This is a genomic window from uncultured Veillonella sp. (genome assembly GCF_963543145.1).
Taxonomy (GTDB): domain Bacteria; phylum Bacillota; class Negativicutes; order Veillonellales; family Veillonellaceae; genus Veillonella.
Genome location: NZ_CAUTZP010000020.1, coordinates 1 through 21732, shown reverse-complemented (window position 1 = coordinate 21732; position 21732 = coordinate 1). Strand labels below are relative to the sequence as shown.

Genomic DNA, 21732 nt, shown 5'->3' with positions numbered 1-21732 from the left:
GTAATTAAGTCTATGCGACGCATGGGGCCCACACATCACCTTCGACGAAGCCCTAAAATTTATAATCTACATCAAACTGTTGTATTATATACTGCCATGGGCGAGTGTGATAGGAAGCCGCTGATTAAGCTAAAGGCACACCTGAGGGTGTGTCTTTTTTTGTTGTATGGCTTCCTATCCATAAAAATCGCTGATTAAGTAGTCCTGCTAGAACCATCTCCAGCGAAGGTTGTAGAAGTAATTGGCTTCTTATTTGTTGTGTTTAATTTATTGTTTGATATTATCCAACACATTGTGGATCCACGTTTGAGAGAGGAGTAGTCTATGATTGCCTTATTATTGTGTAGCAAAATGGTCGTAGGTCTTTTATCCTTTGTGGGCGTAATTGCATTAATGGGCATTTTCGCTCCTTGGATTGCTCCTCACGACCCTTATGCAAATGATATTTTAATAAAATTTGCGCCTTATTCATTAGATCATTCACTAGGAACTGATCACTTAGGGCGCGACATCTTATCTCGTTTGATTTATGGTATTCGTCCTACTTTGTTCTTATCTCTACTAACTATGTTAGCCACAATTAGCTTAGGGACCATTATGGGGCTATTATCCGGTTACTTCAGAGGTATTGTAGACGAAGTTATCATGCGCATTGTAGATATGATGTTATCTTTTCCAAGCCAAATTATGATCTTTGCCGTTATTGCCTTGCTTGGTGTAGATGTACAGAATATCATCATTGCCAACGTTATCATCAAATGGGACTGGTATGCTCGTATGATTCGTACCAATGTAATGAAGTATCGTGATCGTAACTTTATTTTATATTCTCGTTGTATCGGTAGCAAAGAATCGTATATTCTAGGTCGTCACTTATTGCCTAGTATTGCTTCTGAAATGGCAGTGCTCGCTAGCCTTGATGTAGGATGGACAATTTGCTTTAGATCCGAAGGAGGTTCAGTCGTGAGTCATATAATCTTAGATGTTAAGAACCTTCATATTACCTTTGAACAACCAAAGGTGAGTAAACAAATTTTAGAGGATGTTTCATTTTCTGTGAAAGCTGGTAAATGTCTTGGCATTTTAGGTGAGTCTGGTTCTGGTAAAAGTATGACTACAAAGGCCATCTTAGGCTTGTTAAATCGAGATTTTCAGATTTCTGGTACTGCGACCTTCGAAGGCAAGGATTTATTGCAAATGGGGGATGGTGACCTTCGTACATTGAGAGGATCTGCTATTGGCATGATTCTACAAAACCCTATGACGTGCTTTAACCCATTGTATAAGATTGGTAATCAAATCTATGAAACCTTTGATGCTCATGGCATTTTCCCGCGTGATCAATACAAAGTAGAAGCGATTAACATTCTAGAAAAGATGTGCATTCATGATCCAGAAGGGGTATTACAAAAATTCCCCCACCAATTATCTGGTGGTATGTTACAGCGCGTTATGATTGGTATCGCTATGAGTATGAATCCTCGTTTACTCATTTGTGATGAGCCTACCACCGCTATCGATAGCATTACGCAATATGAAATCATTAAAGAGTTCCAACGTATTAAGGCTGAAAGTAATGTAGGCATGCTTTTTATTACTCATGATGTGAGTGTTATCTCTCATATTGCAGATGAAGTTATCGTATTGAATAAGGGCAAACTTGTGGACCGAGGTCCTTTCAGTGAAATCCTAAAAAATCCAAAAGATGCCTATACAAAGTTGTTGATTGAAAAGAAACTAGCCGTTGCAGACCATTATAAGTCTGTATTAGCTCAAGGAGGTGTGCGATGATAAAAGCAAATAATGTATGCGTGCATTTCCCAAAAGAGCAAGGTAATTTCATCTTTAGAAAAGAGTATCAACAAATCCTTCACGATGTGAGCTTTATACAGTACGCGATAGTATCAATGAATCTTTTATCGTATTGAAACGGCGTACGGGTGAGTCTATTGATGTAAATGCAGAATGTATTAAGCTATTAGAGTTAGTTGGTCTTAATGAAGACTTCTTATATCGCTATCCACATCAATTGTCTGGTGGTCAGCTGCAGCGTGTTTGCATTGCTAGAGCTATTACCGTAAAACCTCAAATCATTCTCTTCGATGAGGCTATTAGCTCTCTTGATGCACATACGCAAGTGCAAATTATGGACTTATTAAAGGACATTAAAGCCATGTACGGCTTTACCTATGTCTTTATTACTCATGATTTGCCATCTGTTACATATCTGTGCGATCGGGTATTGTTCTTGTATAAAGGTGTAGTAGAAGAAATCTTGCCTGTCCCGCAAATTAGTGAAGCAAAAAGCGAATATGCACAAAAGTTACTTCATTCTATTTTAGATATTAAACATGATTGAGTGTTAGCTTTAATACGATTAATCTACCCATAAATTTACAAATCCCTCATAAGATATTTCATAGACTTTTATGATAATCTTGTGAGGGATTTTGTTGATAATACTGATATACTTGTGGTATTCTCATTATGTATAAAAGTAGATGGGAGTGATTAGTTTCATGTATAAATATGGCAAGAGCTGTATTAAAAAATTATTATGTTTCCTTGCAGTATGTATTGCAATTTTAGCTGTCTCCATTGGGGTTATGTGGGGCCTATCTTCGGATTACAAATTATATGGTGTGCCTGTGCTAAACTATCACCAAGTTAATGATGAAAAGCACTCTGCTTTAACACTGCATGTAGATCAGTTTAAGGAGCAGATGGAATATCTCCATAATCATGGATACAACACGATTACATTAGATCAGCTATACGATTATTTGCAAAATGGTACAGAATTGCCAGATAAGCCAATTGTTATTACCTTCGATGATGGTTATGTAGATAATTATAAAAATGCTTTCCCTATATTAAAGGAATACAATATGAAGGCTACGTTGTTTATGATTAGCGATGCAGCGAATACGCCTGGCTTTGTTAATACGGAGCAAATGCGGCAAATGGAGGCAGGCGGCTTTGATATTCAAGGCCATACCAATCATCATAAGATACTAACTCATATGGATCCAACGGAATTACCGGATGCAATTCTCGGTGGGAAAACTTCAATGGAAGGTATCCTAGGGGAGCCTATTGTTTATTTAGCCTATCCAGGTGGTTTTAATGACATGCTCGTTCAGTATGTTACGAAACAATCTGGTTATAAGATGGCTTTCACCGTTCAACCAGGTACAGTTAAGCCTGGGGATAATCTCTATGCCTTAGATCGATTAGCTATATTCCAAGGTGATACACCATATTTATCTTTCTGGTTGCGCCTACATTGTGCACCATTTATTAAGTATTCTTGGGCATTGCGTGATACATTACGCGATAATGGATGGACAACCTTGGCATCTATTTTGCCTTTATTCTAGGAGGAATTATGTCTTACGAAGTTGTAGCAAGACCATTACGTGTTGCGGTGTTAACTGTTTCTGATACTCGTACATTGGAAACTGATAAAGGGGGCAACAAGGTTCAAGAGTTTTTAGAGCAAGCGAATCATATTGTGGCAGAACGCAAAATTGTTATTGATGATTATGATTCTATTAGAAACGCTATGATTCCATGGTGCAATGATGAATCTATCGATGTAATCATCTCTACTGGGGGCACCGGTATTGCCATGCGCGACGTCACAATTGAGGCTGTAAATAGCTTGTATGAAAAACATATTCCCGGCTTTGGTGAAATCTTTAGATATCTTTCCTACACAGAAGATATCGGTACAAAAGCGATGGCTTCTCGTGCGGAGGCTGGGGTGAACAATAATACATTGATGTTCTCTATCCCTGGTTCTGTAGGTGCTGTGACATTGGCGATGAGTAAACTCATCATTCCTGAAATGGCTCACCTTGTTCGGGAAATTACAAAATAATATATTAAGACTGTCCATTTGTGGGCAGTCTTTTTTGATAATAGAATTCAAAAACTGTTTTTATAAGTATAAAAGTATTCAGGTTATATCTAATTTGTAGGCTTAAAAACTATATATGTTAATTCTCAATATATAAAACAATACCATTGCAGTATTGTTTTATTTCGATTATACTAGATTTAGTAATACGTTTGTCCGAGTGCACGAGAAAGGAGACCTTATGAAGTTAAATCAGGCCACGGATTATGCATTTCGCATGGTCTTACATATGGCGATGTTACCTTCGGGTACGAAGATGACAGGTGCTGTATTGGCTGAGCAAGAATTGATTCCAGAACGATTTTTGCTCAAGATTATGCGTAGTCTCATTGCAGCAGGGATTATGAAATCCTTCCGCGGTGTAGATGGTGGGTTTGCCCTCAATCGAGACCCTCAAGAGATTTCATTGCTCGATGTAATTAGAGCGGTAGAAGGGGATGCGTATTTACAACGGTGTTTATATGATGTAAGCTCTTGCTCTAAATCTTGTAAGGGGCATTGTGCTATCAATGAAGCTATGGGGACGATTCAGGACCAATTAATCAATCAGTTGGAGAAGGTTAACTTTAAAACCCTTGCCCAACGTGAACAGTTGATTGAGTCTGAAGCATTGCCGTATTTACAAGCTCAATGATACAAGGTTTTTGGTGAAAGCCCATCAAGTGATGTAGGTATTTTATTCTAAGGAGGAAAACACATGTTTGAAGCTGTAGATTTAGCTCGAATACAATTTGCGCTAACATCTATCTATCACTGGTTGTTTGTGCCGTTCACACTAGGCATGACAGTGACTGTAGCTATCTTAGAGTGGACATATGTGTCTACTGGTAAAGAAGTATACAAAAAAATGGCAAAATTCTGGGGCAAATTGTTCCTAATTAACTTTGCCATGGGTGTGGTAACTGGTATCGTTCAGGAATTCCATTTCGGTATGAACTGGGCAGAATATTCTCGTTTTATGGGTGATATTTTCGGCGCTCCATTGGCCCTTGAAGCATTACTGGCATTTTTCTTGGAATCTACATTCATGGGTGTTTGGATCTTCGGTTGGGACCGCTTAAATAAAGTCGTCCACGCCCTTGTAGCTACGTTGGTAGCATTAGGTTCAAACCTATCTGGGTTCTGGATTCTCGTAGCGAACTCCTTCATGCAACATCCTGTAGGCTTTGTATTGCGTAATGGCCGTGCAGAGATGGAAAACTTTCTGACAATTATTCAAAATGGTTATGTACCTGGCCAATTCTTCCATATCGTGTTGAATGGTCTATTAACAGCAGGCGTAATCATTATGGCAATCAGTGCATGGCACTTATTGCGTAATAATGCGGTAGACTTCTACCGTCGTTCGGCTAAATGGGGCATGGTTATTGCCCTTGTATTCGGTACTTTAGGCGCTTTGGCAGGTCATCATCAAGGTCAATATATTACAAAAGTACAACCTATGAAAATGGCTGCTATGGAAGCGTTGTGGGAAACACAAGATCCAGCTCCATTCTCTTTAGTAGCTAACATCGATACTATAGCTCAAAAGAACACAAGCTCTCTTGAAATTCCTGGTGGTTTGTCCTTCTTGACTCAAAACTCCTTTACATCTGGTAAAGTAGAAGGTATCAAAGATCTTCAAGCTAAAGCTGAAGCTCAATATGGTCCTGGTAACTATATTCCAAACGTTCCAGCAATCTTCTGGACATTCCGTATCATGGTTGCCGCTGGTTCCGTTATGTTGCTTGTTGCATTCGTAGGTCTTATTCTTAATGCAAAAGACAAATTAGTTGGAAATCGCACATTCTTGAAAATTATGTTCTGGACATTGCCATTGCCATTCATCGCTCACTCCACTGGTTGGTTTGTAGCGGAAGCGGGCCGTCAACCATGGCTTGTATATGGCTTACAATTGACTGCAGACGGTGCTTCTAAAGCCGTTACAGCTCCAGAAATTATGACTACTATCATCGGTTTTACACTTGTGTACATCTTAGCAGCTATTGCGGCTATCTACCTTGCTGTAGAACACATCAAAAAAGGCCCAGATGGCAATCCATCTCACGATGTAGTTGAAAAAGAGGAGGCGAGATTATGGAATTAATTTTTAATAACCTTGAAGTGGTATGGTTTATCTTAATTACTGTACTATTCGCTGGCTTCTTCTTATTAGAAGGTTTTGACTATGGTACTGGTATTTTATTACCATTCATCGGTAAAACTGACGTTGAACGTCGTCAAATGATCAATGCATTAGGTCCTGTATGGGATGGTAACGAGGTATGGATGATTACTGCAGGTGGTGCATTATTTGCATCCTTTCCTCATGTATATGCTACATTGTTTAGTGGATTCTATTTAGCGTTATTCTTGATGCTTGCGGCTCTTATTATCCGTGGTGTATCTTTTGAATTCCGCTCCAAGAGCCCTAACTTATTATGGCGTAAAACATTTGACTATTGTATCTTCTTTGGTTCCTTGATTCCTGCATTATTGTGGGGTGTTACAGTTGGTAACTTGATTCAAGGCACTCCAATTGATGCAAGCATGACCTATGTAGGCACATTCTTTGATTTGTTAAGCCCTTACACAGTACTTTGCGGTATTGCGTTTATCTTGGTATTCACATACCATGGTGGCTTATTCACTTCTATCAAAACAGCTGGTGCTGTGTCTGAACGCGCTCGTGCAGCTTCCTTGGTAGTAGGTGTTCCTACAGCTATCGGTGCATTAGCATTGGTAGGTGCCACTTATGTATTTACAGATTTGTTCAACTCTGTATTAGCAACTGTTTGCTTTGCGTTGGCAATCGTGTTCTTCCTCATTTCTTGGGGCGCAGCGCGTACTCGTAATACAAAATGGGGCTTTGTATTTAGCTCCTTAACTGTTATTTCCGTAACGGCTGCTTACTTTGCTGGTTTGTTCCCTCGCATCATGGTTTCTTCTTTGAATCCTGATTGGAGCTTAACTATTTCAAATGCAGCTAGCTCTACTTACACATTGACGTTGATGACTTGTGTAGCCTTTGTATGTGTGCCAATCATTTTGGCTTACCAAATCTTGGTATACTGGATATTCCGTCATCGTGTAACAGAAAAAGACTTACACTATTAATAAATAGCTTTATAACTCTGGGTAGTTATAAAATTTAGATCTCAATGTGAGGCGTGCCGTAGCGGCACGCCTCTTTTTGTGGTAAGATGAATAATATTGATAAATTTAGATTCACTTGGACTCACTTAGTTTCGCTTAGATTATATGTCAGCTTAATTTGAGTAAGACTTAGATAGATGTAATTTAATCAATTTGATTTTATATTTTAGAGGCTTTACCGTAGAGGATAATATGATACAGCGTACCGCTTTTAAAGCGCTACTTGCACATAAAGGCCAGCTTTTACTATTGGCATTAACCTGCTTAGTAGAAAGTCTGTCCATTGTTGGGCAAGCTTGGTTCTTTGGGACCTTAATTAATAATTTTATATTTTTAGAGCATACCTTAGCTGATGAGATGAATACAATTATGTATTTGACTATCGCCATTATTGTGCGATTGTTAGCTCATTATATACAAGAGGCTGTGGCAAATCGTTTGGGTAGCGCTGTGAAAGCATCTTTTAGAGAGCATGCCTTAGAACATATGTTTAAGCTTGGTGTACAGCATAAGGAACGTCATGGCGATGTAATTCATTTGCTTACGGATGGTTTGGAACAGGTTGATGCTTATGTAGCTCGCTATATTCCTCAAATCTTATATGCTATTATGATTCCGCTCATCATGGGGATTGCTATCGTAGATGCATTACCTATTATCGGTATTATCTTGATTGTTACGGTCCCATTGATTCCATTCTTTATGATTCTAATTGGTAAACAAGCTGATCGATTGAATAAAGAGCAATGGGAGCGCATGAGCTTTTTATCAGGCCATTTCTTAGATGTATTGCAAGGGATTACTACGCTTAAATTATTTGGACGTGCAAAAGATCAAATTAAAGTTATTGGTCGCTTATCCGAGGAGTTTAAAGATTCTACTTTAAAAGTATTGCGCGTAGCATTCTTATCAGCCTTGGTGCTGGAACTTGTAAGCACCATTAGTACGGCCTTGATTGCAGTGTATTTAGGTTTAACCTTGCTAGATGGTGAGATAACCTTTTTCCCAGCGTTCTTTATTTTGCTTTTAGCACCAGAGTTTTATACACCGTTTAGACAGTTGGGCGCTGCGTTCCACACGGGAATGGCTGGTAAAACTTCAATTTTAAAATACGAAGACTTTATGAATCGTAAACCATCCTTACCTGTAGGTGGAACCGCAAGATTAGATGATTCTGTAGAACATATTGAGATTAAGGATCTAACTTTTACCTATAAGAATAGTGATAATGGCGTTCGCCATATAGCTCTTGAGGCTAAACGCAATGCACCTATTATGCTCGTTGGTGAAAGTGGGGCGGGCAAGTCCACTATTGCACATATTGTAGGTGGGTTCTTGCAAGCACCGCGTGGTACAGTGACAGTAGATGGTCATGATATATGTGATCTACATATCGACTGGTGGCGTCAACAAATTACCTATGTATCTCAACATCCACATATTATGAAAGGTACCTTGCGAGAGATTCTATCTTTTGGTATGGATGTAAGTGATAAAGAGATTCTAGATGCTTGTAAAGAGGTGCAACTCTTAGATGTTATTCATCGGCATGCGGAAGGTCTTGATGCAGTCATCGGAGAAGGCGGTTTAGGTCTTAGTGGTGGTGAGCGTCAACGGGTTGCCTTGGCACGTGCATTCTTACGGAAAGGGCAGGTACTGATTCTCGATGAAGTAACGGCCCATTTAGATGTAAAAACGGAATCTATCATCAGTACAGCTATTCAACAATTGATGAAGGATAAGATTGTCATCATTATTGGACATCGCTTGCAAACGATGCACTGGGCTTCTAAACTATATGTTTTAAAACAAGGCGTCATCATTCAACAAGGCTCTTATGAAGAACTCGTTGCTGTGGATGGTTATTTTAAAGACCTCGTAGCATCTGGCTTGGGACAATTCTCTTTTGCCATAGAGGAAGCATTAAAAGCAGGTAAACATTTAAATGTGCAACATATAGATGTTATGGATGAGGCTCAGAAACAGGCGTGTATTACTGATGCTAAGAAACAGGAGATTATTACTGATACGGTAACTAAATCTTCTAGCCTTGATAATAATGATATAAAGCGACAGAACATGGGTTTACAAGGTTGGAAGCTATTATTTGCAGTTCTAAGTCCTGCTAAGTGGTCCTTGGTGTTAGCCTTGATGTTTACATTCCTCACTGTTTTCATGAATGTAGGTTTGTTAACAGTTTCATCTTGGTTATTAGCGTCGGCAGCGTTACAACCAGGTCTTACTTATTTAAGTCTTGCCATCGTAGGGGTTCGATTCTTTGGTGTTAGTCGTGCAGTATGTCGTTATTTTGAACGTTATACATCGCATCGTATGGCATTCCAAGGTCTTTACGGTTTGCGCTTATGGTTCTATGCACATTTGGAGCCATTAGCACCGGCTATTTTAAAACGCTTTGGTGCTGGTGATATGCTAGGTCGCATTATGGGGGATATAGAGGTATTACAATTCTTTTACTTGCGCACTCTGATTCCACCTGTAGCAGCCATTGCTTTGACGGCGTTAGTTGCTTATGGAGCATCGACTATTGATGATAGCTTGGTTATGCCAATTTTAATGGCAGCTCTTGTTTTAGGGTTAGTAGTACCATTAGTTGTTTATGCCCATAATAAGCAAGCTCTCCGCACCATTGGTCCTCAACAAGGGGAATATAAAGCACTATTAAGTGATACTATGGATAGTCTTGAAGATGTTATTAGCTATGGCAATGAGAGGCTTGTATTTGAACGAATTCAACAGATGATGAGATGTGTTGATGGTCATAAAGGAATTATTGATCGGGGGATGAATTTAGGGAACACAGTATTCCTAGGTGGCGTTCAGTTAACTGTTGTAGTGGTAGCGATTATGGCTGCTAATGCATTAACTGGGGCATGGGCTAGCGTAATGGTGGCGGTCGCCGCTATTGGTACGCAAGCTTGGTTTGAAGCGTTGCAACCGATGATTGCAGCAGTCCATCACGGTGCAGAAAGTAAAGTAGCTACAGGTCGTCTTATAGCACTTGCAAATGAGCCGTTACCGGTTGTGGAACCATTAGAACCTAAGCCATTTAATGCGAATCGAGATATTACTTTTACAAATGTATCCTTTGGCTATGATAATGCGAACATTATCTACGAGAACCTTAAATTGGATATTAAACAAGGTCAATCGATTGCCATCGTGGGTGCCAGTGGTTCCGGTAAGACTACATTATTTAATATGCTCGAGCGTCTATATGATTATAATGGATCTATTCATGTGGGAGATGTAGAATTAAAGGATATTTCTATGGATACTTGGCGTAATGCTTTAGGTACTATTACTCAAGACACCTATATTTTCCATGCGTCCTTTGGTGATAATATTCGCCTTGCGAGACCAGAAGCAACAGCTGATGAGTTGGAGCAAGCCATACATCGTGCATCCTTGCAAACTGTTGTAGCCAAGCTGTCCGATGGTATACATACGATTGTTGGTAGTGGTGGACATGGACTAAGTGGTGGTGAACGTCAACGTGTGGCATTAGCAAGATTATTTTTGCGAAACCCTCAAATTGTTTTGTTAGATGAACCACTAGAAGGCTTAGATCAGGTAACTAGAAATGCCTTGCATCGCGATTTGATGCACTATGTAGAAGGTAAAACATGCTTATATATTACGCATCAATTAGAAGGTTTAGAACAAATGGACCGTATATTATTTATGGATAAAGGTGAAATTGTAGAAGATGGCACCTATGAAGAACTTATTGCATTGCGTGGCCATTTCTACGAATATTGCTGTCTATCTATGGCAAGTATCCAATAACATTAATATCAATAAAAGTATCTATTATAATTATCAAATTATAATAGGTGGAGATAAACTATAGTAATAAAGACTCTTTTGCTATGCAGAAGGGTCTTTATCTATACCGATATTTAATAGTAGATGTGGGAGTCTTTTATCGATAAATCATGCAAAATATGGTATAATTTTTATGTCGAAAGCTATTTTTTCTTACCCTTGGAGGGGTTATGACTAAAATTTTCACCAAACTAAGAGCTTTGGTGGATGAAGCATTATCTGATCGTGATACGGCGGTATATACGGAGCCTATTGTAGAAAATACTCCTTTAGAACAAGATTTGTTTGACCATCGCTTGCTATATATAGAAGAAGACACTGTCAATCGTATGTTACGTGCCGCTCTTCGCAATCATTGGTTCTTTTATGCTGTAACGTTTGAGTTTGAACCAAATAACCAAATATTCCTATCCATTATTACTAAATGGGGGAATGTGATTAATGTGGAATTCACCTTAGAGGATCTATGGTTTGATGATTACTCATCATCCTTTGCGATTCGCCTCGATACAAATAATATAGATACAGGTGGGTTTATTTTAAACTCCCTTTTACATTTAGTAGGTAATTGGTGCCTCAGCTTATTTGGCGTATTCTTTAATCCTATCTCATTAGGTGAAAAAGGCTCTACCGTACGCTTTGAGAAAAAAGGCATTATTCAATTTGACCTATTACCAAATACACAAGTAAAGAAATTTATACCATTACCAGAACGCCATATTGGTAGCAATGGCCCCGTTCTTTTGGGGAATCCTCGTACCAGCCAATCTGTATTGCAGCTTGATTACTATGCATTCCATGATCCAGTAGATACCTTTACGGTACCGGATGTGCCAACTCGTACTAGTTGGCTACGTTCAATCGATATTGCGGCGGTTCTCTTATTGCCAATCGGTGTATGGATAACCTTTATTATCTTGCGCCATTACTTGCCAACGGAAACATTGGAGGTCTCATTCTCCACGTACTTCTTAATTTCCTTAGGGATTTTCATCATTTCCTTCATTATTATGAATATTCCGAGATATTTGTACATGTATTTTGACTCTCGTAAACAGTGGCAAAGTGCGTTTGTACATAATAATATTAAGATTCAAATGCGCAAGCTCCATCGTCGCATCTTCATGCAGCAGGCTACTCTGACTTCTGACTGTGATGGGTGTACTGCTAATAAAAGCCAAGAGCGAATTAAACATTTACTGTTACAAATTCGGGATAAGCGATTCCTTGCTAATCGACTTAAGATTGCCGATGATGATAGAGCCCGTAAACAAAAGGTTAAGTTTATCATCGCCTATATTGGTTGTACATTAATTGAGTTAATATTGATTATGAACTAAATGATTTTAACAAAATAAGAAAAAAACGTATCTCTTGATATGTACGCCCTTTTACTAGTTGTACAGTAAAGGGAGTACATATCAAGAGATACGTTTTTTTATTTCATGATTAAATTTTCTTATCGTTTTTTACGACGTTTACGGACTGTTTTTCTAATTTCCCTCTCTGTTTCTGCTCTAGGCTGTTGCATCGACTCGTAAGTTGGTCGATTTACAGTCATAAATGGTGGGTTACCATATTGATTCGGTTCTGGCTGACCAGGCAATACCCAGAATAGGAAACCGATGAGCCATATGAAGAGCTCAAGCAGGTAATTGAATGGAGATACAGCAGAGTAGGTATTGATGAAAATCATAATGACCGACCAGAGAATCCCTGCCCATGCATTAAAGCCGATGTCGTGAATACGACGACCAAATAAAATGCAAGATAATGGGAAGAGCGCGGCTAGTAAAATCCAAATAATAACTCTTGTAAACCAGTATGCAGGTAAAGAGACAACAAAGTCCAAGAATAGATCATCGATATAGTGGACGATGTGGAATAGAATCATCAAAGCGATAAAGCATATGATAAATTGTAGTCGATTTAACCGTCCCGTTAGGTTAAAAATCGATAAGCCCATGCGACGCCCTTGGAATGCAATGAGTAAACCGATAGTACATATGAGCAATGTTCGTAATACAACATAGAGTAAATCCATAAGTTCCCCTTTATGTATAGCTTATAGTTGAGTTAATTCTGGCAAGACTAGCTCAAATGCTACACCATGTTTCATTGATTTTACAGTATCTACCGTAGCCTGAATTGCTTTAGTAGTAAAATTCATTGCCAGTTCTGCTGCATCATAAGGTGAATATCCCCTCATTACGGCCCCTGACAATACAGCAGTAAAAATATCTCCGGTTCCTGTTGCTTTCACAGGGACGAGAGGTATAGAGTAGGTTTTTAAAAAGTCTGTAGGCCCATCGTAGACGGCGATGACCGCATGTGTTTCAGATGGAATGCTTGTCATGATAACCATATCAGGTCCCATGTGATGTAATTGTTTACAACGGTCACGCAATTCATCATCACTAATAGGATCCGTAGAAAATGGAATATCTAATAAGAAGCAAGCCTCTGTATAATTGGGCTTTACAATATGAGCTTTGGAAACAAGTTGGCGCATAGCGACCACCATATCAGGTGTGTAGATTGCGTAGAGGCGACCGTCGTCAGCCATGGCTGGGTCTACGATGACCATTTGTCCATTATTGCCAAAGCGGTCGATTGCTTCCTCCACAAGGTGGATTTGTTCTGGTGATGCCAAGAAACCGCTTACAATAGCGTGAAAGTCGATTTCGTTTTTGTCCCAACAGTCCATGAAATCCCTCATATGAGCCGATAAATCTACAAACTCATAATACGGGTACTCCAAGTGATTGCTCAAAACGGCTGTCGCCAAAGGTACCGCTTGGCAGCGCATAGCGCTGATGATGGGAATCATAACGGTTAGGGCACAGCGTCCGATGGAGCTCATATCTTGAATTGTTAATACTCTAGGTACTGCTGTCATAGACACCTCCAATTAATTATATATTTTATTGTACGTTATGTACGGCTTTCTGTAAATGTAATGATGTTATTCATGAAATTAACTTCATAATGTAGTATAATAAAACGGATAGACTTTTAATGGAGGATAGTGAAATGACAAGGTATGTATTTCGACGCCTAGGTGGCGCAATCATAATCTTATGGGTCATCATTACCGTAACATTTGCGTTAATGCACGCAATTCCGGGGGGACCTTTTACAACAGAAAAGAAACTGCCGCCTCAGGTGAAAGCAAGCATCGAAGCAAAGTATCATCTTGATGATCCCCTTTGGAAACAGTATGGAGATTATTTAGGTGGTGTTATTACCGGCGATTTGGGACCATCATTTAAGTATGAAGGTCGTAGTGTGAACGACATTATTAGTGATGCATTCCCCATCTCTGCACAGCTAGGCTTGTTATCTTTAATGGTAGCTGTAGTAGGTGGTATTACAGCAGGGGCGATTAGTGCCATGCGACCGAATAGTATTGTAGACTATGCTGTGACCGTGTTATCTACATTGGGAATCTCAGTGCCTACATTTATTATCGGTGCTGTCCTTGTATATGTAGTGGGCTTTGAGCTTGGATGGTTCCCAGTCGCTTTATGGCGCGGTCCATCTTATATGGTATTACCTGTTTTAACATTGTCTGCACAACCGATGGCATTTATTGCTCGTTTAACGCGCAGTGGCTTATTAGATGTGTATCAACAAGATTATATTCGTACTGCTCGTGCGAAAGGTTTAGGGTCTTGGACTATTTTGACTCGCCATGCACTAGGAAATGCGATTTTACCGGTTATTACCTACTTAGGCCCATTGGCGGCAAGCCTCTTAACAGGTAGCTTTATTGTAGAAACGATTTTTGCGATTCCTGGCCTTGGACAGTATTTCGTAACATCTATTTATAACCGTGATTACACTGTTATTTTGGGCATTACGATTTTCTATAGTGCGCTAGTAGTATTTCTTAATATTTTAGTAGATATGATTTATCCATTAATCGATCCACGTGTTACAACAGAGGAGGGGACAGATGAATAAGGAAGATTTTTTACCTATTGAACGGGCCCCTCAAGAAGAACTGACTAGTTTTATTAAACGCCCTAGTAAATGGGAGCGATTCAAGGTGAATCGTTTGGCTGTCGTAGGGGCAAACATTATTCTCGTAATGATTGTCTTGGCTATTTTAGGCCCGCTGATTTCGCCTTATACTTATGCTGATCAATCCTTGATTGATGCCAACCAAAGTCCAAGCTTTAGTCATTGGTTTGGTACTGATACATTAGGCCGAGATATTTACACTCGCGTTATGTACGGTGCTCGTATTTCCCTAACCATTGGTTTTGTGGCTGCCTTTATCAATCTTGTAATTGGTGTTGCTTACGGTGGTATTGCAGGTTACTTAGGTGGCAAGGTTGACCGTATCATGATGGGCATCGTAGATATTTTGTACGGTATTCCACTCTTGTTATACGTAATTTTGCTAATGGTTGTACTCGGCCCTGGCCTTACATCTATTTTCGTAGCATTAGGCATCGCGTACTGGCTCAATATGGCCCGTATTGTACGTAGCCAAATTTTGAAAGTTAAAAACGAAGAATACATCATCGCTGCAGAAGCTATGGGTATTCCAAAGCATCGCATTTTATTGCGTCATATTTTGCCAAACTGTGTGGGGCCAATCATCATTACCTTAACATTGGCTATTCCAGAGGCTATTTTTACAGAAGCATTCCTTAGTTTTATAGGTTTAGGTGTAAATGCACCGATGGCGAGCTGGGGTGTATTAGCTTCTGAAGGGATTAGTAGCATGCGCTCTTATCCATTCCAATTGATTTTCCCTGCTGTTGCTATTAGCGTTACCATGCTTGGTTTCGTGTTCCTTGGCGACGGCTTACGCAATGTGTTAGACCCTAAGGAAGGAGATAGATAATGAATAACGCAATTATTGATGTGCGTAATATGTCCATTACCATCGATACCTTCCAAGGCCCTTTACGGGTTATTCGCAATCAAGATATCACCTTACAACCAGGTGAGATTTTAGGTATTGTAGGTGAATCTGGCTGTGGTAAATCTGTGTTAGTTAACTCCTTAATGGGTTTACTACCATATGGTAAGACAAAAATTAAAGCAGATTCATTTATGATTGATGGTAATGATTGCCTTGAATTCACTGAAGATGACTGGAATGAATTGCGCGGTACTATCGTTGCCATGGTATTCCAAGATCCGATGACCTCTTTAAATCCAATCATGACGATTGGTGAGCAAATGTATGAGGTTATCCATCGCACCAATGCTTACGGTGAAGATTATGATGAAAGAGCTATTGCTATCGATTTATTGAAGAAAATGGGGCTTTCTACACCGGAAAGACGTTTATCTCAATATCCTCATGAGTTAAGTGGCGGTATGCGTCAACGTGTTTGTATTGCCATGGCTGTAGCAGGGCGTCCAAAGATTTTGATTTGTGATGAGCCTACAACAGCACTGGATATTACTACAGAGGCACAAATTTTACGCCTTATGCAAACATTAGCCGTAGAGGCTGGTATTGGGATTATCTTTATTTCTCACAACTTACGCGTCATTGCTCAAATTTGTGATCGCGTTATGGTTATGTATGCGGGCAAATGCGTTGAGTCTGCTACGGTGGAAGGCATCTTTAATGAACCTCGTCATCCCTATACTTTGGGCTTGTTACTAGCATTACCGCAAGGCAAATGGCATGGCGAGTTAAAGGCCGTTGAAGGGCAACCGCCAGATCTATTTGATTTGCCACGAGGATGTGCGTTTAATCCGCGTTGTAAGTGGGCTATGCGCATTTGTGGTAATCGCATACCTATGGTTACAAATGTTGGTGAAAATCATCAATTTACATGTTGGTTAGCTAAGTTGGAGGGACTTTAATGAGTTACGTATGGGAAACTGACAATCTCGTTAAAGAGTTCACTCTGTCAGGTGGCTTATTTAAGCCAAAACACACGGTACACGCTGTACAAGGCGTGAGTCTATATCAAGCACCAGGGGAAACCCTTGGTATCGTAGGTGAGTCTGGATGTGGTAAATCTACGTTTGGTTACACTTTGATGGGTTTACATCAAGCTACATCTGGCTCTATTTATATGAATGGCCGTCATATTAATCCTTATGTAGATAGAAAAGCTGTTCATCCGGTGATGCAAATGGTATTCCAAAATCCTTACGCATCCCTCAATCCACGACTTACGGTGAATGCTATTTTAGAAGAGCCTTTAGAGCTAGATCCAAAGTACACAGCTCGTGATCGCGTTATTCGCGTAAAAGAGGTGCTCGACCAAGTTGGATTGAATATGTCCTTTGGTGAGCGTTACGCTCATGAATTATCTGGAGGTCAACGCCAGCGTATCGGTATTGCACGGGCTCTAATTATGCAGCCTCAGTGCATCATCTGTGATGAACCGATTTCTGCACTTGATGTATCGATTCAAGTACAGATTATGACATTGCTTGAACGTTTACAAGAACAACATGGTATTTCGTACCTCTTTATTTCTCATGATTTAAACATGGTGCGCTACATTAGTCATCGCATGGTTGTTATGTATTTAGGAGCTGTTATGGAAGAAGGTCCAGCATTAGACTTGTATGAATTCCCACAGCATCCGTACACCCGCGCCTTGACGGCCTTAAATGGTCCAGTCATACCACATGCACCTATTGGAGCGCCTCTAAAAGGCGACCCACCAAATCCACTAGATCCACCAAAAGGCTGTTTGTTTAGTGGTCGATGCCCAGAAGCGGAAGGTCGTTGTTTTACAGAGCGTCCACCACTTCGCGATTGGGCTGATCGCCGCATCGCATGCTGGCACATATAATGGGAGAATAGTATGGAAAAATTAATTGTTGGCAAGTCCTTGGAAGATCAACTTGATACGGTTATTAAAGAATTGACACCTACAGGGAATATATCCTATGTAGTATTGCAATTTGATGATGAAGAAAAACCGACACTTATCGCATCTAGAGGTGAAAAGACAGTTCATTCTAGTGCGAGCTTGATTAAGGTGCTCATCATGGAATATGTCTTTCATTTAGCTCGCACTGAGCAGTTGGACCTTAATGATACGATACCTTTATCTAGAACGCCGCGCGTTGAAGGTGGTGGGGCACTGCAAGAGCTGGTAGGTAAACATAGCTTTACTTACCTTGAGTTATGCCGTCTTATGATGGTTCTCAGCGATAATATGGCGACGAATTTGCTCATCACTGTACTTGGCATGGAACATATCAATGCTCGTGCAGAGCAACTTGGTGTTGATGAAATCGAACTAAATCGTATGATGATGGACTTTGACGCATTAGCTGAGGGGCGAGATAATCGCATGACTGCTATGGCTTTAGCTCGTCTCTATAAACATATTTTTGAATATCGTGATAGAGATGCATATGGCCGTGAAATGTGGAATATTTTAGGTCGCCAACAATTCCGTGATATTTTGCCATTTTACTGGGGAGAAGGCATACGCTTTCACCATAAAACAGGATCCCTTGATCGCGTAGAGCATGATGGGGGCGTGTTAGAAACATTTAGAGGTCATTTCTGCTTTATCTTGTTGATGAGCGATATTGATAATGACCGCGGTAAAGAGTTAGGCGCTCAAGTTGGGCGCATCATGAAAGAATTTGTAGAGGAATCATTGCCATGATGGATAAACGAAATTTGTTAAAACTCATGGTCCTTGCTCTAGGGGTTAGTGTGCTATTGTTTGTATTTGGTTATCCTCGTGGGGAGCAACCGATTGATGAGCATACTATCCGATATGTTATTGAGCAGGAACCATCCACATTGGATCCAGCAAAGTCTACTACCTCTCCGGAGGCTACGGTTCAACTTCAATTGTTTGATGGTTTAGTTCGTCTTAATGATGAAAGTGAACCAGAAGCAGCACTTGCTAAAAGCTGGGATATTTCCGATGATGGTCGTGAGTATACCTTCCATTTACGACCTGATTTGAAATGGTCTAATGGAGAGCCTTTAACGGCTCATGATTTTGAATACGCTTGGAAACGCGTATTAGACCCTGAAGTCCATGCGGACAATGCATATATGTTATATGTATTAAAAAATGGCGAAGCCTTTAATAATGGTGATGCAAAAGCTGAAGATGTTGGTGTTAAGGCCATCGATGATGATACATTAGTGGTTACCTTAGAAAATCCAACAGCGTATTTCTTAAAATTATTAGCGTCTCATAGCTACTATCCAGTGAGCAAAAAAGCTGTAGAGGCTCATGAAAACTGGGCTGCCAATGCAGATACATTTGTGTCTAATGGCCCGTATCGCTTATTATCTTGGAAACATAACGGGGAAATGGATTTTGTTAAGAACCCGAATTACTGGGATGCGGATTCTGTAAAAACAGAAAAAATGAACTGGCCTATTAGTGAATCCCAAAGCACACGCCTTACATTGGTTGAAGGTGGTGAAGCGGATATGACTGTTGAGCCTCCTGTAGCAGATCAAAAGCGTTTAGAAGAGGCTGGTCTATTACATATTGGACCTATGCTTGGTAACTATTATTACGTATTTAATGTGAAGGCTGAGCCTTTCACAAATCCAGATGTACGTAAAGCCTTCTCCATGGCTATTAACCGAGCGAACATCGTAAACAACATCGTTCGCGGTGGTAAAGAGCCTGCGTATGCATTTGTTCCATATGGCATGCTTGAAAGTAATGGACGAGAAGATTTCCGTGAAGCTGGTAGCTATCTTGTTTATGAAGATGTAGAGCAAGCTAAGGAAATCTTGAAAAAGGCTGGTTATGATAAGAATCATCCATTGCCTCCAATTACGATTTTGTATAATACAAGTGAATTACATAAAGCAATTGCTGAAGCAGTACAAGATGCATGGGTAAATGCATTTGGTGCAGATGTGCGTTTACAAAATCAAGAGACAAAAGTATTCTTAGCTGATCGTGAAGCTGGTAAATACCAAGTGGCTCGTGCTTCTTGGGTTGCTGATTATAGTGATCCACAAAACTTTTTGGAAGTATTTTCTGCTGAAGACAATGATAGTCAGTACCATAGTGAAGACTATAACGAGTTAATCGCTCGTATTCGAACTACACCAAATGGGGCTGAACGAGATGCATTGATGCACAAAGCAGAACAGATGATTTTTGATGAATCTCTTGTCATGCCGTTGTACTTTACAACACAACCTTATGTAACGAACGGAACAATTCAAAATTATTTCTGGACTACATTGGGCCTTGTTGACTTTAAAAAAGCATACAAATAAGATACACTTAAGACGTACACTATGTGTACGTCTTTTGTTGTATTTTATGAGGATATATGAACTGGATTGAACCAAAACGTTTAGCACCGGGTATGACCATAGGAATTATGGCTCCTGCCAGTGCAAGCGATGAAGATTTACATAAAATAGAAGAAATTTGTACCTCAAAAGGGTATAAGGTACTGTGGGGTGACAGTGTACATCGTAAGGGGCTCTATGGTGGTACTCCTGAGGAGCAAGCTGCAGAGTTTCAATATATGATGACGACAGCCCCTTGTGATGCGGTGCTGGCCTTGCGTGGTGGGTATGGTACGATGCGCTATTTAGAACAATTAGACTATACAGCCATTCGTAACTATCGTAAGGCTTTTATTGGCTATAGTGATTGTACAGCACTTCATATGGCTATTAACAGATATAGCCGGCTTATTACGTATCATGGTCCCATGGGGGTAGATTTTAAGGCGGAACGAAAAGTAGATATTGATGCCTTATTTAATACCTTAGAAGGGAAATTACAAGTCATTGAACCATTACCTGAACCACCTCGTGGTGCTATTGGCACTGAGCTTGGTGATGGAGTTTTACGAGGTGGCAATATGACAATGCTATCCATGCTATTGGGAACACCTTATTTTATAGAGGATGAGTCTTGGGAGGATACCTTACTATTCATTGAAGATGTAGGGGAGGCCCCTTATAAGCTGGATCGCATGTTGCAACAATTTCGTCTCAGTGGTTTATTGAGCCGCATCAAAGGCTTAGTCATCGGTACTTTCACAGATTGTGAAGGTGACGAAGATGAAAGAGATTATGATTTAGACTATGAAGCGTTGCGGTATATGGAGGAAAATAGAGATCCTGAATTGCCAGAACCTTTTGTGTGCTATGTGCCAACAGGCCATGGTTCACCGCATCAAACATTGCCATTAGGAGCGATGATTAGCTTTAGATATATTTCTAATACCATTATCGTTCATCCTTATACGAAATAGATAAAATCTTTTAGGTGAACGATTTTAGTTAACAGACAAATAGACAAACAGATAAAAAGATATTAGATAAAAACAGTAGTTACCGAGATATTAGGTGATAAGATATTAGATAATAATAAGGGGAGTTATGACATTACAAGAACGAGAGGCTCGTGCCTGTGCCATTATAGATAGTATGGCTACGGAATTGCGCGATGTCTCCTTATATTTACATGATAATCCAGAATTGGGCTTAGACGAGCATAAAGCCGTTAAGGTAATTAACGAATTCTTAGAATCACATAATTTTACATCTCAAGTGGGGCTAACTGATCTTCCAGAGTTACAAACGGCGTTACGTGGTGATTATAATGGTAGTGCACAGCATAAAATCGCCTTTTTAGGTGAATATGATGCACTACCAGAACTCGGTCATGGTTGCGGACATAATCTCATTGCTATGATGAGTTTAGGGGCGGCTATTGCCTTTAGTAAAAGTGCACCGGAAGCGTGGGGAACGACCTTCTTTGGTTGTCCTGCGGAGGAAACTATTGGTGGTAAAGTATACATGGCAGAGGCTGGTTTGTTTAAGGGCTATGAAGCGGCGCTCATCATTCACCCTGGCGGTGAAAATGAGGTAG

At 40.0% G+C, this 21732-nt stretch carries 18 protein-coding genes and 1 pseudogene; 17 read left to right on the top strand and 2 right to left on the bottom strand.

What is annotated here, in order from left to right:
• Positions 1–324 precede the first annotated feature (324 nt).
• From RWZ05_RS08135 to RWZ05_RS08095, 9 genes are all read left to right on the top strand, one after another.
• A complete protein-coding gene (locus tag RWZ05_RS08135; protein ID WP_314643584.1) occupies positions 325–1791 on the top strand; it encodes an ATP-binding cassette domain-containing protein in 1467 nt (488 codons plus the stop codon).
• A 133-nt stretch (positions 1792–1924) separates the two neighbouring features.
• Entirely contained in the window at positions 1925–2359 is a 435-nt protein-coding gene (locus RWZ05_RS08130; protein ID WP_314643582.1) for an ATP-binding cassette domain-containing protein, read from the top strand.
• A 160-nt stretch (positions 2360–2519) separates the two neighbouring features.
• Complete coding sequence (locus RWZ05_RS08125) at positions 2520–3380, top strand: polysaccharide deacetylase family protein (protein ID WP_314643580.1); 861 nt, start codon at positions 2520–2522, stop codon at positions 3378–3380.
• An 8-nt stretch (positions 3381–3388) separates the two neighbouring features.
• On the top strand, positions 3389–3883 hold the full coding sequence (locus RWZ05_RS08120) for a MogA/MoaB family molybdenum cofactor biosynthesis protein (RefSeq protein WP_314643578.1): 495 nt from the start codon (positions 3389–3391) through the stop codon (positions 3881–3883).
• Positions 3884–4103: 220 nt separating this feature from the next.
• A complete protein-coding gene (locus RWZ05_RS08115) occupies positions 4104–4556 on the top strand; it encodes an Rrf2 family transcriptional regulator (RefSeq protein WP_314643576.1) in 453 nt (150 codons plus the stop codon).
• Between the two features lie 63 nt (positions 4557–4619).
• Complete coding sequence (locus RWZ05_RS08110) at positions 4620–6008, top strand: cytochrome ubiquinol oxidase subunit I (RefSeq protein WP_314643575.1); 1389 nt, start codon at positions 4620–4622, stop codon at positions 6006–6008.
• Positions 5999–7018, top strand: a complete 1020-nt coding sequence (gene cydB / locus RWZ05_RS08105) for a cytochrome d ubiquinol oxidase subunit II (RefSeq protein WP_314643571.1) — start codon at positions 5999–6001, stop codon at positions 7016–7018. Before RWZ05_RS08110 ends, cydB begins: the two co-directional genes overlap by 10 nt.
• A 231-nt stretch (positions 7019–7249) precedes the next feature.
• Entirely contained in the window at positions 7250–10864 is a 3615-nt protein-coding gene (gene cydD, locus RWZ05_RS08100) for a thiol reductant ABC exporter subunit CydD (RefSeq protein WP_314643569.1), read from the top strand.
• Positions 10865–11073: 209 nt separating this feature from the next.
• Positions 11074–12243, top strand: a complete 1170-nt coding sequence (locus RWZ05_RS08095; RefSeq protein ID WP_314643568.1) for a hypothetical protein — start codon at positions 11074–11076, stop codon at positions 12241–12243.
• A gap of 119 nt (positions 12244–12362) precedes the next feature.
• On the opposite strand, the gene RWZ05_RS08090 is transcribed toward RWZ05_RS08095, so the two are convergent.
• Positions 12363–12947, bottom strand: a complete 585-nt coding sequence (locus RWZ05_RS08090) for a DUF805 domain-containing protein (protein WP_314643566.1) — start codon at positions 12945–12947, stop codon at positions 12363–12365.
• Between the two features lie 21 nt (positions 12948–12968).
• On the bottom strand, positions 12969–13802 hold the full coding sequence (locus RWZ05_RS08085) for a pyridoxamine kinase (RefSeq protein WP_314643564.1): 834 nt from the start codon (positions 13800–13802) through the stop codon (positions 12969–12971).
• A gap of 134 nt (positions 13803–13936) precedes the next feature.
• On the opposite strand from RWZ05_RS08085, the gene RWZ05_RS08080 reads away from it, so the two are divergent.
• The 8 genes and pseudogenes from RWZ05_RS08080 to RWZ05_RS08045 form a co-directional block, all read left to right on the top strand.
• Positions 13937–14869, top strand: a complete 933-nt coding sequence (locus RWZ05_RS08080; RefSeq protein ID WP_314643563.1) for an ABC transporter permease — start codon at positions 13937–13939, stop codon at positions 14867–14869.
• Positions 14862–15761, top strand: a complete 900-nt coding sequence (locus tag RWZ05_RS08075) for an ABC transporter permease (protein ID WP_314643561.1) — start codon at positions 14862–14864, stop codon at positions 15759–15761. The genes RWZ05_RS08080 and RWZ05_RS08075 overlap by 8 nt, the downstream gene beginning before the upstream one ends.
• On the top strand, positions 15761–16741 hold the full coding sequence (locus RWZ05_RS08070) for an ABC transporter ATP-binding protein (protein ID WP_314643559.1): 981 nt from the start codon (positions 15761–15763) through the stop codon (positions 16739–16741). Before RWZ05_RS08075 ends, RWZ05_RS08070 begins: the two co-directional genes overlap by 1 nt.
• Positions 16741–17688 (top strand): oligopeptide/dipeptide ABC transporter ATP-binding protein, encoded by a 948-nt coding sequence (locus tag RWZ05_RS08065; protein WP_314643557.1) that lies wholly within the window; start codon positions 16741–16743, stop codon positions 17686–17688. The genes RWZ05_RS08070 and RWZ05_RS08065 overlap by 1 nt, the downstream gene beginning before the upstream one ends.
• 12 nt (positions 17689–17700) lie before the next feature.
• Complete coding sequence (locus RWZ05_RS08060; protein WP_314643555.1) at positions 17701–18519, top strand: serine hydrolase; 819 nt, start codon at positions 17701–17703, stop codon at positions 18517–18519.
• Entirely contained in the window at positions 18516–20117 is a 1602-nt protein-coding gene (locus tag RWZ05_RS08055) for a peptide ABC transporter substrate-binding protein (RefSeq protein ID WP_314643553.1), read from the top strand. Before RWZ05_RS08060 ends, RWZ05_RS08055 begins: the two co-directional genes overlap by 4 nt.
• Before the next feature lie 56 nt (positions 20118–20173).
• A complete protein-coding gene (locus RWZ05_RS08050) occupies positions 20174–21112 on the top strand; it encodes an LD-carboxypeptidase (protein ID WP_314643552.1) in 939 nt (312 codons plus the stop codon).
• Positions 21113–21239: 127 nt separating this feature from the next.
• Positions 21240–21732 (top strand): annotated as a pseudogene (locus RWZ05_RS08045) (M20 family peptidase); the annotation flags it as partial.